This window comes from Paenarthrobacter nitroguajacolicus (assembly GCF_029952445.1).
GTDB lineage: Bacteria > Actinomycetota > Actinomycetes > Actinomycetales > Micrococcaceae > Arthrobacter > Arthrobacter nitroguajacolicus_B.
In genome coordinates this window covers 66,876-79,586 of the sequence record NZ_JAQPPK010000015.1, presented here as the reverse complement: position 1 = coordinate 79,586, position 12,711 = coordinate 66,876, and the positions used below count along the sequence as shown (strand labels likewise).

General features: G+C 63.3%; 14 protein-coding genes. 6 read left to right on the top strand and 8 right to left on the bottom strand.

The features are described 5' to 3' along the window. The first annotated feature begins 4 nt into the window (after nucleotides 1-4). Nucleotides 5-883 (top strand): DNA-methyltransferase, encoded by an 879-nt coding sequence (locus PJL15_RS12805; RefSeq protein WP_281451518.1) that lies wholly within the window; start codon nucleotides 5-7, stop codon nucleotides 881-883. Nucleotides 884-894: 11 nt separating this feature from the next. On the opposite strand, the gene PJL15_RS12800 is transcribed toward PJL15_RS12805, so the two are convergent. Both PJL15_RS12800 and PJL15_RS12795 read right to left on the bottom strand, forming a co-directional pair. After that, nucleotides 895-1,503 (bottom strand): MarC family protein, encoded by a 609-nt coding sequence (locus tag PJL15_RS12800; protein WP_281451517.1) that lies wholly within the window; start codon nucleotides 1,501-1,503, stop codon nucleotides 895-897. Nucleotides 1,504-1,516: 13 nt separating this feature from the next. Further along, the gene (locus tag PJL15_RS12795; protein WP_281451516.1) at nucleotides 1,517-2,362 is read right to left on the bottom strand and encodes a PHP domain-containing protein; all 846 of its coding nucleotides are present in this window, start codon (nucleotides 2,360-2,362) and stop codon (nucleotides 1,517-1,519) included. 80 nt (nucleotides 2,363-2,442) lie between these two features. Here PJL15_RS12795 and PJL15_RS12790 point away from each other — a divergent pair, with 80 nt between their 5' ends. Further along, nucleotides 2,443-4,017: an aminopeptidase P family protein gene (locus tag PJL15_RS12790; RefSeq protein WP_281451515.1), complete on the top strand. Its 1,575-nt coding sequence runs from the start codon at nucleotides 2,443-2,445 to the stop codon at nucleotides 4,015-4,017. 87 nt (nucleotides 4,018-4,104) lie between these two features. On the opposite strand, the gene PJL15_RS12785 is transcribed toward PJL15_RS12790, so the two are convergent. After that, a complete protein-coding gene (locus PJL15_RS12785) occupies nucleotides 4,105-4,944 on the bottom strand; it encodes a general stress protein (protein ID WP_281451514.1) in 840 nt (279 codons plus the stop codon). Nucleotides 4,945-5,020: 76 nt separating this feature from the next. Between PJL15_RS12785 and PJL15_RS12780 the strand changes: the two genes are divergently transcribed. Genes PJL15_RS12780 through PJL15_RS12770 form a run of 3 tightly spaced genes read left to right on the top strand, consistent with a single transcriptional unit; the run spans nucleotide 5,021 to nucleotide 8,149 of the window. Continuing rightward, the gene (locus PJL15_RS12780; RefSeq protein WP_026266967.1) at nucleotides 5,021-6,304 is read left to right on the top strand and encodes a magnesium transporter MgtE N-terminal domain-containing protein; all 1,284 of its coding nucleotides are present in this window, start codon (nucleotides 5,021-5,023) and stop codon (nucleotides 6,302-6,304) included. After that, nucleotides 6,285-7,016, top strand: coding sequence for a DUF1003 domain-containing protein (locus tag PJL15_RS12775; RefSeq protein ID WP_281451513.1), 732 nt, complete (start codon nucleotides 6,285-6,287; stop codon nucleotides 7,014-7,016). The genes PJL15_RS12780 and PJL15_RS12775 overlap by 20 nt, the downstream gene beginning before the upstream one ends. Before the next feature lie 5 nt (nucleotides 7,017-7,021). Next, nucleotides 7,022-8,149: an Mrp/NBP35 family ATP-binding protein gene (locus tag PJL15_RS12770; protein WP_281451512.1), complete on the top strand. Its 1,128-nt coding sequence runs from the start codon at nucleotides 7,022-7,024 to the stop codon at nucleotides 8,147-8,149. A 68-nt stretch (nucleotides 8,150-8,217) separates the two neighbouring features. On the opposite strand, the gene PJL15_RS12765 is transcribed toward PJL15_RS12770, so the two are convergent. The 3 genes from PJL15_RS12765 to sigE form a co-directional block, all read right to left on the bottom strand. Beyond that, nucleotides 8,218-8,613, bottom strand: a complete 396-nt coding sequence (locus PJL15_RS12765; RefSeq protein WP_281451511.1) for a Sec-independent protein translocase TatB — start codon at nucleotides 8,611-8,613, stop codon at nucleotides 8,218-8,220. A gap of 31 nt (nucleotides 8,614-8,644) precedes the next feature. Continuing rightward, a complete protein-coding gene (locus tag PJL15_RS12760) occupies nucleotides 8,645-9,463 on the bottom strand; it encodes a hypothetical protein (protein WP_281451510.1) in 819 nt (272 codons plus the stop codon). Nucleotides 9,464-9,563: 100 nt separating this feature from the next. Further along, a complete protein-coding gene (sigE, locus tag PJL15_RS12755; RefSeq protein ID WP_281451509.1) occupies nucleotides 9,564-10,187 on the bottom strand; it encodes an RNA polymerase sigma factor SigE in 624 nt (207 codons plus the stop codon). Nucleotides 10,188-10,421: 234 nt separating this feature from the next. Here sigE and PJL15_RS12750 point away from each other — a divergent pair, with 234 nt between their 5' ends. Continuing rightward, nucleotides 10,422-11,054 (top strand): O-methyltransferase, encoded by a 633-nt coding sequence (locus PJL15_RS12750; protein ID WP_281451508.1) that lies wholly within the window; start codon nucleotides 10,422-10,424, stop codon nucleotides 11,052-11,054. An 83-nt stretch (nucleotides 11,055-11,137) separates the two neighbouring features. On the opposite strand, the gene PJL15_RS12745 is transcribed toward PJL15_RS12750, so the two are convergent. Together PJL15_RS12745 and PJL15_RS12740 are read right to left on the bottom strand one after the other, a co-directional pair. Beyond that, complete coding sequence (locus tag PJL15_RS12745) at nucleotides 11,138-11,305, bottom strand: DUF3117 domain-containing protein (protein ID WP_064721643.1); 168 nt, start codon at nucleotides 11,303-11,305, stop codon at nucleotides 11,138-11,140. Nucleotides 11,306-11,533: 228 nt separating this feature from the next. Continuing rightward, complete coding sequence (locus PJL15_RS12740; protein ID WP_281451555.1) at nucleotides 11,534-12,709, bottom strand: hypothetical protein; 1,176 nt, start codon at nucleotides 12,707-12,709, stop codon at nucleotides 11,534-11,536. Between the last annotated feature and the right edge of the window lie 2 nt (nucleotides 12,710-12,711).

Genomic DNA, 12,711 nt, shown 5'->3' with positions numbered 1-12,711 from the left:
TTCAATGACTGAAAATGTTTGGGCGCCGGACGGCGGCAATATGGTGGTGCACGCGGATAACGCGGAATTCCTTCCAACGCTGCCGGACGGCGCCTTCACACTCATTTACGTGGACCCGCCCTTCAACACGGGCCGGGTCCAGCGTCGCCAGGAAACCCGCATGGTCCGCAACGCTGACGGCGACGGCGACCGCGTGGGCTTCAAAGGCCGCTCCTATGACACCATCAAGGGCGCCCTCCACAGCTACGACGACGCCTTCAGCGACTACTGGTCGTTCCTTGAGCCCAAGCTGGTGGAAGCGTGGCGGCTCTTGGCCGATGACGGCACCCTGTACCTGCACCTCGACTACCGCGAAGTGCACTACGCCAAGGTGATGCTTGACGCCATCTTCGGGCGCGAATGCTTCCTCAACGAAATCATCTGGGCCTACGATTACGGCGCCCGTGCCAAGAACCGCTGGCCCACCAAGCATGACAACATCCTGGTGTACGTCAAGAATCCCACCAAGTACCACTTCGACAACGCCGAAGTGGACCGGGAGCCTTACATGGCACCGGGCCTGGTCACTCCGGCCAAACGCGAGCTAGGCAAGCTGCCCACCGACGTCTGGTGGCATACGATCGTCTCCCCCACTGGCCGCGAAAAGACCGGCTACCCCACGCAAAAACCTGAAGGACTGGTGCGCAGGATCGTCTCGGCTTCCAGCCGTGAGGGCGATTGGTGCCTCGATTTCTTCGCAGGTTCAGGGACGCTCGGTGCAGTGTCCGCCAAGCTGGGCCGCCGCTTTGTGTGCGTGGACCAGAACGAACAGGCCATCGAAGTCATGCGGAAACGGCTGGGCAGCTCGGCGGTATTCCACCAGGTTCACGCCACGGCCCTCTAAGCCAGGGCCCGTCAGGCCACACCCTTGACGAAAGCGGTCACGGAGTCTGCAATCATCTGCACGGCGATGGCCGAAAGCAACAGTCCGGCGATCCGGGTGACCAGCTCCACGCCGTTCTCCCCCAGGACGCGTTGAACCACGCCCGCGAACCGCATGGCCAGGTACAGCGAGGCGAGCACCACCGCGATGCCCAGGCCCACTGCGAGGTACTCCGACAGCTCGCCGGACTGTTGGACGAACACCATGACCGCGACAATGGCGCCCGGCCCGGCCATGAGCGGCGTTCCCAACGGCACGAATGCCACGTTCTTGTACTTGGCGGCGTTCTCTTCCCCGCTGGTGGAACCGGTCAGCAGCTGCAAGGCAATGAGCACCAGAAGCAGGCCACCGGCTCCCTGCAGAGCTGCCAGGGAAATGTGCATGTAGTTCAGGATGGACTGGCCAAAGATGGCGAAGACGACAATCACGCCCGTGGCAACCAAAAGTGCCTGGAACGCCGAGCGGTTACGGTCCTTCGCGGATAGCTGCGCAGTCAATGACATGAAGATCGGCACCGTACCTGGTGGGTCCATGATGACGAACAGGGTGACGATCACGGACGCCAGCAATTGCAGATCCATCAGCAGGTCCCTTTCACCGAACCACCGTGCTGCCCGTTGCCAGCTCTTCAATCCGCGCCAGCACCTGCGGTGTCGTCAGGTTCTCGCCCAACAGGTTCGGCTTGCCGGTTCCGTGGTAGTCGGAGGAACCGGTCATCAGCAGGCCGTGCTCGGCGGCAAGCTCTCGGAGGAACCTCCGGCCCTCTTCAGGGTTGTCCCGGTGTTCCACTTCCACACCCAACAAGCCGGCGTCGATCATCTCCTGATATGTATCCTGCCCCACCGTGCGTCCCCGGGACGACGCCACGGGGTGGGCGAAGACGGGAACGCCTCCCGCCGCCCGGACAAGCTCGACGGCGGTTGCCGGGTTGGGTGCGTAATGCTGCACGAAGTACCGCGAATGGGAGGTCAGGATGGAGGTGAAGGCTTCCGTGCGGTCCGCAACGACACCCGCCGCCACCAAGGCATCGGCAATGTGCGGCCGACCCACCGTGGCACCGGGGGCCACGTGGTGGATGACGTCATCCCACGTCAGCGGATAATCCTCGGACAACAAAGTCACCATGTGCTCGGCCCTGGTCAGGCGGGCATCCTTGGACTTCGTAATTTCCTCAAGCAAACCCTTATGGGTGGGATCGTGGAGGTAGCTGAGCAGGTGGACACTGATCCCCTTCCCGGTCCGACAGGAAATTTCCATGCCCGGGACGAACGCAATACCGTGCTCCCTGGCCGCGGCAGCTGCGGAATCCCAGCCGTCCGTGGAATCGTGGTCGGTCAAAGCAACGGCATCCAGTCCGGCGGCCACGGCGGAAACAATCACGCCGGCCGGTGGCTCCGTTCCGTCGGAAACATTCGAGTGTGCATGCAGGTCTATCCTCACTTCCCCAGCCTAGGGGATGCAGGCCCGCCAGGAGCGTTGCGCCGTTGGCCTCCTCAAGGAACTGGTGGGACGATGTAACGGTGAACGATGCCGAAAACACCCAGAACTCGTCCTCCCAGCCACTGCAAGAGCGCGTCAACAACCGCTCGCAAAGGCCCACTTCCGATGCCTTCAAGGCATTCATGGCCAGCAATTGGGCTCCCGCCCCGCAGGTAACCCCTGCGCGTGATGCCGTTGCAGACCACGCCGCGCGCCGCCGTCGTACCATTTCCGAACTGTTCAAAGGCGAACGGCTTGTCATCCCCGCCGGTCCGCTGAAGGTCCGCTCAAACGACTGCGACTACCGTTTCCGGCCCCACTCCGGCTTCGCGCACCTTACCGGCCTGGGCGTGGACCACGAACCAGACGCAGTGCTGATCCTTGAGCCGGTTGCTGAAGGAAAGGGCGACGACGGCGGTCACCACACCGCCACGCTTTACTTCCGGCCGCTGGCCGGCCGCGATACCGAACAGTTCTACGCCGACTCCCGCGCCGGCGAATTCTGGATCGGCGCCCGTCCGACACTCGCGGAATTCGAAGCCCGCCTTGGCCTGCCCACGGCACACATTGCCGAACTGGAAATGGCAATCACCAAAAACGTGGGAGCACCCGAAATCGGTGGCATCTCCATCCGCCTGGTCCGCAAGGTGGACGAGAACATTGATGCGCTGGTGGACACCGCCCGCTACAACACCGCCAAGGATCCCGAAACCCTCGACCTCGGTGAACTCGATGCCCTGGATGAAAAGCTCAGTGAAGCCCTCTCCGAGCTGCGCCTCATCAAGGACGATTGGGAAATCGAGCAGATGAAGATCGCGGTCGACGCCACGGTTGAAGGCTTCGCGGACGTCGTCCGGGCCCTTCCCCGCGCGTTGACCCACCCCCGCGGCGAGCGCGTTGTCGAGGGCGCCTTCTTTGCCCGTGCCCGCGAGGAAGGCAACGAGCTCGGATACGACACCATTGCAGCGTCCGGCAACAATGCCACGGTGCTGCACTGGACGCGCAACTCGGGAACCGTCAACGCCGGCGAACTGCTTCTCCTGGATGCCGGCGTGGAAGCTGATTCCCTCTACACCGCCGATGTCACCCGTACGCTGCCGGCCACCGGTAGCTTCACCGATGTCCAGCGCAAAGTCTACGAGGCAGTGCTGGATGCAGCCGACGCCGGTTTCGCCGCTGCGCAGCCGGGCGTGAAGTTCCGCGACATCCACACCGCCGCCACCACCGTTCTGGCCGAGCGCCTGGCGGAGTGGGGTCTGTTGCCCGTTTCGGTCGAGGAAGCCATCAGCCCCGAGGGCCAGCAGCACCGGCGTTGGATGCCGCACGGCACCAGCCACCACCTGGGCCTTGATGTCCACGACTGCGCCCAGGCCAAGCGGGAGCTGTACCTCGACGGGATCCTCACTGAGGGCATGGTCTTCACGATCGAGCCGGGCCTCTACTTCAAGGACGAGGACCTGGCCATTCCGGAGGAATACCGCGGGATTGGCGTCCGGATCGAGGACGACATCCTTATGACCGCCGACGGTCCCGTCAACCTCAGCGCCGCGCTGCCGCGCAAGGCCGACGACGTCGAGTCGTGGATGGCAGGCATCTACCAGGAAGCACAGGGCTGATCCCCGTACTTCGAGTCAAACAAAAGTGAAGGCCACCGGTGATCCGGTGGCCTTCACTTTTTTGGTGCCTGTTATTTCTTGTGTGCGCTATTGCTTGGACGAGCCTTCATGGCCTGAGTGCTGCGCGGCTTCGTCCTGTGAAGCATGGTCCTGCGGCGCATGGTTTTGCGGCGCGTCATTCTGTGTTTCGGTGACCCTGACCCCGTACTGCGGACGGCCGTCCGGGAGGTCCGGGTAACGGACAGCAGCCGGCGTCGGGTTCTGCACAGGCTGGTGTCCGGAAGGTGCACCCTGGCCGTCCGCGCCCACGGGGTCGGCAGCGCGCTGGCCGTAGGGGTCGTTCCAGGTGGCGGGGCGCTCCGGAGCTTGGCCCGGCTGCTGGAAGGGAGGATTCTGCGGCGTGTAGTTGCCGCTCTGGTGCGTGGCGGCCTGCGAGGTATTCATCGGCAGTTGCTGGAGCAGGCGGCGAGCTTCATGGGCTGCTTCCCGGGCAACGATGACGTCGTAGTTCGTGGCTACAACCTGGCTGGTGGACGTGAAGTCTCGCTTGCCGCGCTGCGTTGCGTACGTCACGATGCCGAACAACATAAAGAAGGCTGCGCCCATCAGGACGGAAGTGATGATGGAGAACGGACCGCCCGCCGGGGTGAAGAAGGAGAGCATGACGCCGACGAAAAGGCCGAACCACATACCGCTCAAGGCCCCGGACAATGCCACCCTCGGGTAGCTCAGGCGTCCGGTGACCCGCTCCACCATTTTGAGGTCGTTGCCCACGATCGACACCAGCTGGACCGGGAACTGCTGGTCCGCAAGGTAGTCCACCGCCTTCTGGGCATCCAAATAAGAGGTATACGAACCCACGGTGTCGCCTTGGGGCACGCTGCGGGATTCCTCAATGGCTTTGGGAGCACCAAAAATGTTAGACATAGCCCCATTGTGTCCCATGGACATGTGAAGCGGCTGGAATTCAGCTAAAAGAGAGCAGACTCGGTAGCCTGTAAACATGAGCACACATCCTTCACGCGTCTTTGTGGCGCGCCTTCTGGGCTTGGACGTCTTCGACCCCCTGGGCGATCGTCTGGGCCGGTTGCGGGACGTCGTGGTGCTCTCCCGTGGAACCCGCGGCGCGCCCCACGTAGTTGGCATCGTCGTCGAAGTCCCGGGCAAGAAACGGGTCTTTGTTCCCATGACGCGCATTACTTCCATCGACCAGACCCAGATCATCTGCACCGGGCTGGTAAACCTGCGCCGCTTCGAGCAGCGCGGTGCCGAAACGCTGGTGGTGGCCGAAATGTTCGACCGCCGCGTAACGCTCGCCGATGGCAGTGGAGACGCCACCATTGAAGATATCGCCATGGACCAGCACCGGTCCAAGGACTGGTTCGTCAGCAAGCTGTTCGTGCGCCGTGGACACTCGCTTTCCCCGCTAAGCAGGCTCCGCCGGAACGAGACCCTGATCATTGATTGGGCCGACGCCCAGACCGGAGGCCACAACGAGCCCCAGGCGGCTACCCAGTTCGTTGCCACCCACGAAGACCTCAAGCCTGCCGACTTCGCAGAAGCCCTGCAGGAAATGAGCGACAAGCGGCGCTTTGAAGTAGCCAGCGAGCTTCAGGACGAGCGGCTCGCCGATGTCCTCCAGGAGCTTCCGGAGGACGACCAGGTCACCATCCTTTCGGCGTTGGATGTGGAACGCGCGGCCGACGTCCTCGAGGAGATGGACCCGGACGACGCCGCCGACCTCCTGGCAGAGCTGCCTTCGGCCCAGGCGGAAGAACTGCTGCAGCTGATGGAACCCCAGGAAGCTGAAGACGTCCGCCGTCTCCTTGAGTACGACGAAGACACCGCCGGTGGCTTGATGACCCCTGTTCCGGTGATCCTCCCGCCCGAAGCCACTGTGGCGGAGGCTCTGGCCCACGTTCGGCGCGAGGAACTCTCGCCGGCCTTGGCCTCGTCCATTTTCATCGCCCGCCCGCCCTTGGAAACACCCACAGGGCGGTTCCTCGGAGTGGTGCACATACAACAGCTGCTGCGCTTCCCTCCGCCGGAGCCGCTGGGCAATCTCGTCGACAAGAACCTGGAGCCCCTTTCAGACCAGGCCCACATCAGCGAGGTGGCCCGTACCCTGGCCACGTACAACCTGAATTCGCTTCCAGTCGTGGACGACGACGGCCGCCTTGTGGGGGCGGTGACTGTTGATGACGTGCTGGATCACTTGTTACCGGATGATTGGCGCGCCCACGAGGACGATGCCCCTATAAGGAAACTTGGAGGCCGCATTGGCTGACATCAACGCCACCCGATCCCCCAGGAACACAGCACGCCAGGGCAGCAGCCTGGATACGCCACTGAGCGGTCGTCAACGGATCCTTCCCAAGTTCTCCCCCAACCCTGACGCCTTCGGAAACGCAACAGAGGGTTTTGCCCGTTTCATGGGTACGCCGACTTTCCTCGTCTACATGACGGTGTTTTGCGTGTTCTGGCTGGCCTGGAACTCCTTCGCGCCCACGGAGTGGCAATTCGACCGCATGGAGCTCGGGTTCACTCTGCTGACGCTGATGTTGTCGCTCCAGGCATCGTATGCCGCACCGCTGCTGCTGCTGGCCCAGAACCGTCAGGATGACCGGGACCGTGTCTCGCTTCAGCAGGACCGCCAGCGCGCTGAACGCAACCTCTCCGACACCGAGTACCTCACCCGGGAGCTCGCCTCGCTCCGCATCGCCCTGCGCGAAGTGGCTACCCGCGACTACGTCCGCGCCGAGCTCCGCAGCCTGCTTGAAGACATCATCGACGCCCAGGAAGAACTCCGCGAGAGCGAAACCTCCTCCGATGGCAGCGAATCGGCCGGCGAAAAGGTCAAGGAAAAACTCAAAGAGAAGCGGGACAAATCGCGTGGCCCGCGAACGCAGCAAATCCCCAAAGTGCGCCCGCCCCGCGCCGCCGGCCCCCAGCATTCCACCGCCAAACCGTCCACTGACAACCCTGAAAGCCGGGCCTGAACGTTATGAGCACCGCAACTGCCGAGGCGCTGCAGGCTGCCCTGGCAACGGTTATTGATCCCGAGCTCCGACGCCCCATCACGGAACTTGGAATGGTGGAATCGGTCTCTGCCGCCGATGACGGCACCGTGCACGTTGCCGTTCTGCTGACGATTGCAGGATGTCCGCTGCGCGAAACCATCACCCAGGACGCCACCGACGCCCTGATGCGCGTGAACGGCGTTGCAGGCGTCGACGTCGAGCTGAAGGTCATGACGCCTGCCCAGCGCGATGCCCTCAAGGAACAACTCAGGGGTCCGGGCGGCCAACGCGGCATTCCCTTCACCAAGCCCGGGTCTTTGACCAAGGTCTACGCGGTTGCCAGTGGAAAGGGTGGCGTGGGCAAGTCGTCCGTCACCGTGAACCTGGCCACCGCACTGGCTGCCCAGGGACTTCGTGTGGGCATTGTGGACGCGGACGTCCATGGGTTCTCCGTGCCGGCCCTGATGGGCATCACCCAGAAGCCAACCCAGGTGGATGACATGATCCTGCCGCCTGTGGCTTACGGCGTGAAAGTCATTTCCATCGGTATGTTCGTTGACGGCAACCAGCCGGTAGCCTGGCGGGGTCCCATGTTGCACCGCGCTTTGGAACAGTTCCTCACCGATGTCTATTTTGGTGATCTTGATGCCCTCTTCCTGGACCTGCCTCCGGGCACCGGCGACATCGCCATCTCAGTGGCGCAGCTGCTGCCCAACGCGGAGATCCTGGTGGTTACCACCCCGCAGGCGGCAGCTGCGGACGTCGCTGAGCGCGCCGGAACCATCGCCACGCAGACCGGTCAGAAGGTGGCTGGCGTGATTGAGAACATGTCCTTCCTGGAAATGCCCGACGGCGGCCGCATGGAACTGTTTGGAAGTGGCGGAGGTGCCATCCTGGCTGCGCGGCTGAGCGCCAGCGTAGGCAGCGACGTTCCGCTGCTGGGACAGATCCCCTTGGATATCCGCTTGCGTGAAGGCGGCGACGCGGGTACGCCCGTGGTCTTGGCGGCTCCCGACTCCGCGGCTGCGAAGGCCATGGAAGGCATCGCTTCGACACTGGCCTCACGGCCCCGTGGACTGTCCGGAATGTCGTTGGGGATCGAGCCTCGCTAGGAGGCGTGCGGCCGGCGTCCCTAGGAGGCGTGCGGCCGGCGTCCCTAGGAGGCGTGCGGCCGGCGTCCCTAGGTGGCTTCGGTGTCGAAGGGAGCGGCTTCGCCTTCTGCGAGCCTCTCGATCACGCGGACAGGCGCCTTGGGCTTGGTGTCGGCGGCAACCGCAGCCGTGGCCGCGGCAACTGGAGCCCCTGCGCTGACAGGTTTGGTGTCGTCGTCCAGCAGGGCATCCTTGATGATGCGCCGGGGATCGTACTGGCGGGGGTCGTATTTCTTCCAGTCGACTTCATCAATGTCGATGCCGACTTCTTCTTTGATCTGCTCGCGGGCGCCGGAAGCCATCCGCCGCACTTCCTTGACCAGGTTGGCGAGCTTTTGAGTGTATTCGGGCAAACGGCTGGGACCGATGACGAGTACGCCGATAATCAGAAGGAGTATGAACTCCGGGCCGTTGATTCCAAGCACGCTACGAAGATTACCTTGTCTGTGGTGCCGCTCATAAACCAGCGGGGCGAAGGAGGGTCTGAAGGCCGCGGAGCAACCGTGGGTACCAGGACTCGGATCCCTCGGGGCTGGGAGCCTCAGGCACGGACTCGCCGGCCCGTACTATTTCCGGAACGGCGTCATCGGCGCTCTCTGCAGGGAGATCGGAAGAATAACTGATCACGGCCGCCGGAGTGGAGTACACGGCTTTCCAGGGCGTCCCCTGCGTGACGGAGAGCTGCCCGGACGTCGACTGTCCTGGAACATTCTGATCCGCTGGGCGGTGTTCCTCCACAATGGTGGCGAAGTGACCGTTGCTCTCAAGACTCAATTCAACGGCGGGGTGGCCGTGGACCATGGTGGCCTGGGCAGAGACAATGCGGAAGCCCATTCCGGCCAGCTCCGGGCAGGCCCAACCCTCGTCCCTGAGTGCCTCCAGCTGGGCGGCACTGAGGGTGATGGTGGAGCCAGCCTTGAAGGCCGGTGCCACGGCGGACTCCGCTTGCCCGCCCGTCCAGGCACCGGCGAGGACGCCGGCGTCGTTCGTTTCTACAAAAGCCTGCGGGGCCTCATCGCCAGCCACAATGTATGCCGACCCAGCCAGCGCACCGGCGGAAACCGCCAAGGTGCCGGCAGCGATGGCCGTGATCCGCAGACCGCGACGGACCCCGCTCCGGGACGGCTCGTCAAAGGGCTGCGAGGGGTGGTTGGCAAGCCGTTCGGTGTGCTGGATCAACCTCGCCGCGAGATCCTGGCTCGCTTCAGGAACGGCAGCAGAGCGCAGGCGTTCGATGTACTGCCGCTCCTGGCGCAGGAGAGCACGGCATTTCACGCATTCCTGCACATGCTCCGGGCTCCGGGTATGGCGCAGCGAAGCCAACTTACGCCGGGACGAAACTCCCGGGCGGTGAGGACGTCGGGGCATCGACAACCTAAAGGATGCTGGCGATGCGAGGCATCTTCAAGCGCGGCTTGCGGGCCTCGGCAGGACGCGGGTCACGGTGGGCCAGTTTCTCGCGCAGCATGGTCCGGCCGCGGTGGATGCGGGACCTCACGGTCCCGAGCTTCACGCCAAGGGCCTCTGCGACTTCGTCGTAGGAAAGTCCTTCAAGATCGCACAGAACGACGGCGGCGCGGAAGTCGGGCGGGAGTTCCTCCAGCGCACGCTGGACGTCGAGATCGAGATTGTTGTGTTCGAAGCTCTGTTCAGGACCGGGCTCGCGGCCGGGTAGTCGTGATTCCGCATCCTCGGCCAGCGCATCGAAGCGGATCCGGCTCTTGCGTCGGGCCTGGTCCAGGAACAGGTTGGTGGTGATGCGGTGCAGCCAACCGTCCAGTGTTCCCGGCTTGAAGTTCTCCAGCGAGCGGAAGACCCTCACGAAAACTTCCTGGGTGAGGTCTTCGGCGTCGAACTTGTTGCCGGTCAGGCGATAGGCGAGGCGATATACCTTGGCGGAGTGGTTGGAAACCACTTCCTCCCAGCTGGGCATGACCCAGTCAGTAGCGGCCTCAAGGCTTTCCGATGTCAGGACTGGCGCAGCATGGGATGCCGGCATCGTCCACTCCCCTCAAACTGTGGTTCACCGATTATTCGGTGCCGCCCACCTCATGGATGACCGGAGCAATATCATCCCAAGTTTGTCTGGGAATTTCCTGACTGGACGCCATTTTTCCCGCAAGGCTGAAAACATGCGCGGACACAGTGCCTGGGCGTTTCCCAACAGCGGATTACCGGGACGGACACAGTAGTCTGGTACAAACACCCCTACCCGCGGAAAGCGAACCCCTTCATGAGTGCCGACAAGTCAAGCAGCTGGTCCTACGCAGAAGATCTGCCGGCTGAGGATGACGTCATGTTGCGCGCCCGCGAGCGTTCGTTTGAGTTGGGTGTAACGCCCATCAGCCCGGGTGTAGGTGCCGTCCTGACGGTGCTTGCCGCGGCGTCCAAGGCTCAGACAGTGGTGGAAGTTGGTTCCGGAGCCGGAGTGTCCGGCGTTTGCCTGCTACGCGGTTTGAGCCCCCAGGCCGTCTTGACCACCATCGACGTCGACGTTGAACACCTTAAGGCCGCAAGGGAAGCCTTCCTCGAATCCGGCAGCCCGGCCAACAGGACCCGCACCATCTCCGGTCGCGCCGCCGATGTCCTGCCGCGACTGACCGACTCGGCCTACGACCTCGTGTTCATCGACGCCGACAAGCCCAACTTCCCCAAGTATGTGGAGCAGGCCATCCGCTTGCTGAAGTCCGGAGGCACGCTGGTAATCAACGACGCCCTGGACAAGGACCGCGTCTCCAATCCGGCAGCGCGGGACTCCACCACCGTGGTGTTGCGCCAGATCGGCAAGGCAATCCGCGACGACGACCGGCTGGCGTCCGCAATGCTGCCCACCGGCGACGGGCTTTTGGTAGCAGTCAAGAAGTAGCCTGTCCGCGTAACTACCGGAGGCCGTCCGAGGGGTTAAACAAAAGCAGGGCTCCAGCTAACGCCGGGCCCTGCTTTGCAACTCTATTCGGTCACACCTACGAGGCATTCCTTGAGGTTTTCCGCTTCGGCGGCATTGAGCTCGACCACAAGCCGTCCGCCACCTTCGAGCGGCACACGCATGATGAGGCTGCGTCCCTCTTTGGTAACTTCCATAGGGCCGTCGCCAGTCCGTGGTTTCATAGCCGCCATTAGGAAAATCCCCTCCATTTGTCCCAAGTCACGCCCAACCCGGCCGGGCTGGATCCGCATCGCAATTGCAGCCGGCGGCACCGCTTGGGAGGCCGCCATGGCCGGGCACTGTTAGGTGCTTTGTCCTTGCTCTTGGTCCATTATCCCGTACTTACCCGCCCGTAGCGAAATCAACGGCCCTTTTGTCCGGGCTTTGTACATATTCGCGTTGGCGGACAAAGGTCCACGTCAGGGCGGATAGTCGCCGCCTCCAGGCAGTTGGGCCCAAGCCCAGAGCCACACGACCCAGACAATTTGGAGGAGGACGAACATCACCACCACGGTCCCCCGGTACGCCTTGGACTTCGACAACCCGGCCACCCCAAGGGCAAGGGGGAACAACGGCAGGAGCATCCGGAAGGTGCTCGTCTGCGGGTGCAGGAAAACCAGGAGGTAGCCCATGTAGCAGGTGCACCACAGTCGCAGTTCCGTCCCCAGGGCCCGCACAGGAGCGGACATCATGACCAGCACGAAGAGGCCGGTGAAGACAAAGGGGGCAAGGACACCGAGCACTGGACCGAACAGCATCCGGCCGGTGTCGAACCACGGTTTGAAGGGCACCAGGTCATGTCCGCGCCAGGCAGTTTCAGTCCGTGTGTATGCTGCGGGGTCCCCGGTCACCGCCCAGGCTATGGCCGGCCAGGCAAGGGCTCCGATTCCCGTTGCCACCACCAGCGCACCTAGTGAGAGCAGGCTGCGGGTGGAAGACGGCGAAGTGGAGGGAAGCCGCCTGAACCGCTCCCAGAGCCGCCAGAGCAAGAGCAAACCCACCATGGCGGCGAACGGCACTCCTGTAGGCCTGGACAGGCACATCACCAGGACAACGGGGATGGCTGTCAGATAGCGCCGCCTGACCACCAGGAGCAAGGACGCGGCAAGCAGCAGCAGGTTCAGAGACTCTGCGTAAGGCACTTGAAGAATGGGTGATACCGGGAACGTGGAAACGAAAACGACGCCCCAGATGGCCGTGCGCTTCCCTGCGAATTCTCGGAAGAGCTTGAAGATCACCAATGCCGCGCCCAGCCCGGCCAGCATCGCGATAACCGTGAGGGCCTGCAAGGTGCCAAGACCGGTCATGGCCGCGAGTCCACGGCCCAGGAACGGGAACAGTGCGTAGAAGGCCCAGGCGTTCTCCTTGACCACCCCGTTGGCATCTACAGGCAGGACCGAGGGGTAGCCGTTATCGGCAGCTTGCTGGTACCAGCGGCCATCCCAGATCGTGATGAAGTTCCAGTAGTCGGGCGCGGGCGGGAACCATGGGCTGGTTCCCTGCTGAAGTGCGGCAGCCATGAAGATGCAGGCGCTCACCAGGCGCGCAGCAACGAAGACCAGCGAAACCTGGAGCCACCAGGGCCATCCGGACATCC

Bases quoted from the DNA above. Each gene is read 5' to 3' on its own strand.
- PJL15_RS12805 (WP_281451518.1), top strand. From the start codon at position 5: ATGACTGAAAATGTTTGGGCGCCGGACGGCGGCAATATGGTGGTGCAC.
- PJL15_RS12800 (WP_281451517.1), bottom strand. From the start codon at position 1,503: ATGGATCTGCAATTGCTGGCGTCCGTGATCGTCACCCTGTTCGTCATC.
- PJL15_RS12785 (WP_281451514.1), bottom strand. From the start codon at position 4,944: ATGTCTAACATTTTTGGTGCTCCCAAAGCCATTGAGGAATCCCGCAGC.
- PJL15_RS12780 (WP_026266967.1), top strand. From the start codon at position 5,021: ATGAGCACACATCCTTCACGCGTCTTTGTGGCGCGCCTTCTGGGCTTG.
- PJL15_RS12770 (WP_281451512.1), top strand. From the start codon at position 7,022: ATGAGCACCGCAACTGCCGAGGCGCTGCAGGCTGCCCTGGCAACGGTT.
- sigE (WP_281451509.1), bottom strand. From the start codon at position 10,187: ATGCCGGCATCCCATGCTGCGCCAGTCCTGACATCGGAAAGCCTTGAG.
- PJL15_RS12750 (WP_281451508.1), top strand. From the start codon at position 10,422: ATGAGTGCCGACAAGTCAAGCAGCTGGTCCTACGCAGAAGATCTGCCG.
- PJL15_RS12745 (WP_064721643.1), bottom strand. From the start codon at position 11,305: ATGGCGGCTATGAAACCACGGACTGGCGACGGCCCTATGGAAGTTACC.
- PJL15_RS12740 (WP_281451555.1), bottom strand. From the start codon at position 12,709: ATGTCCGGATGGCCCTGGTGGCTCCAGGTTTCGCTGGTCTTCGTTGCT.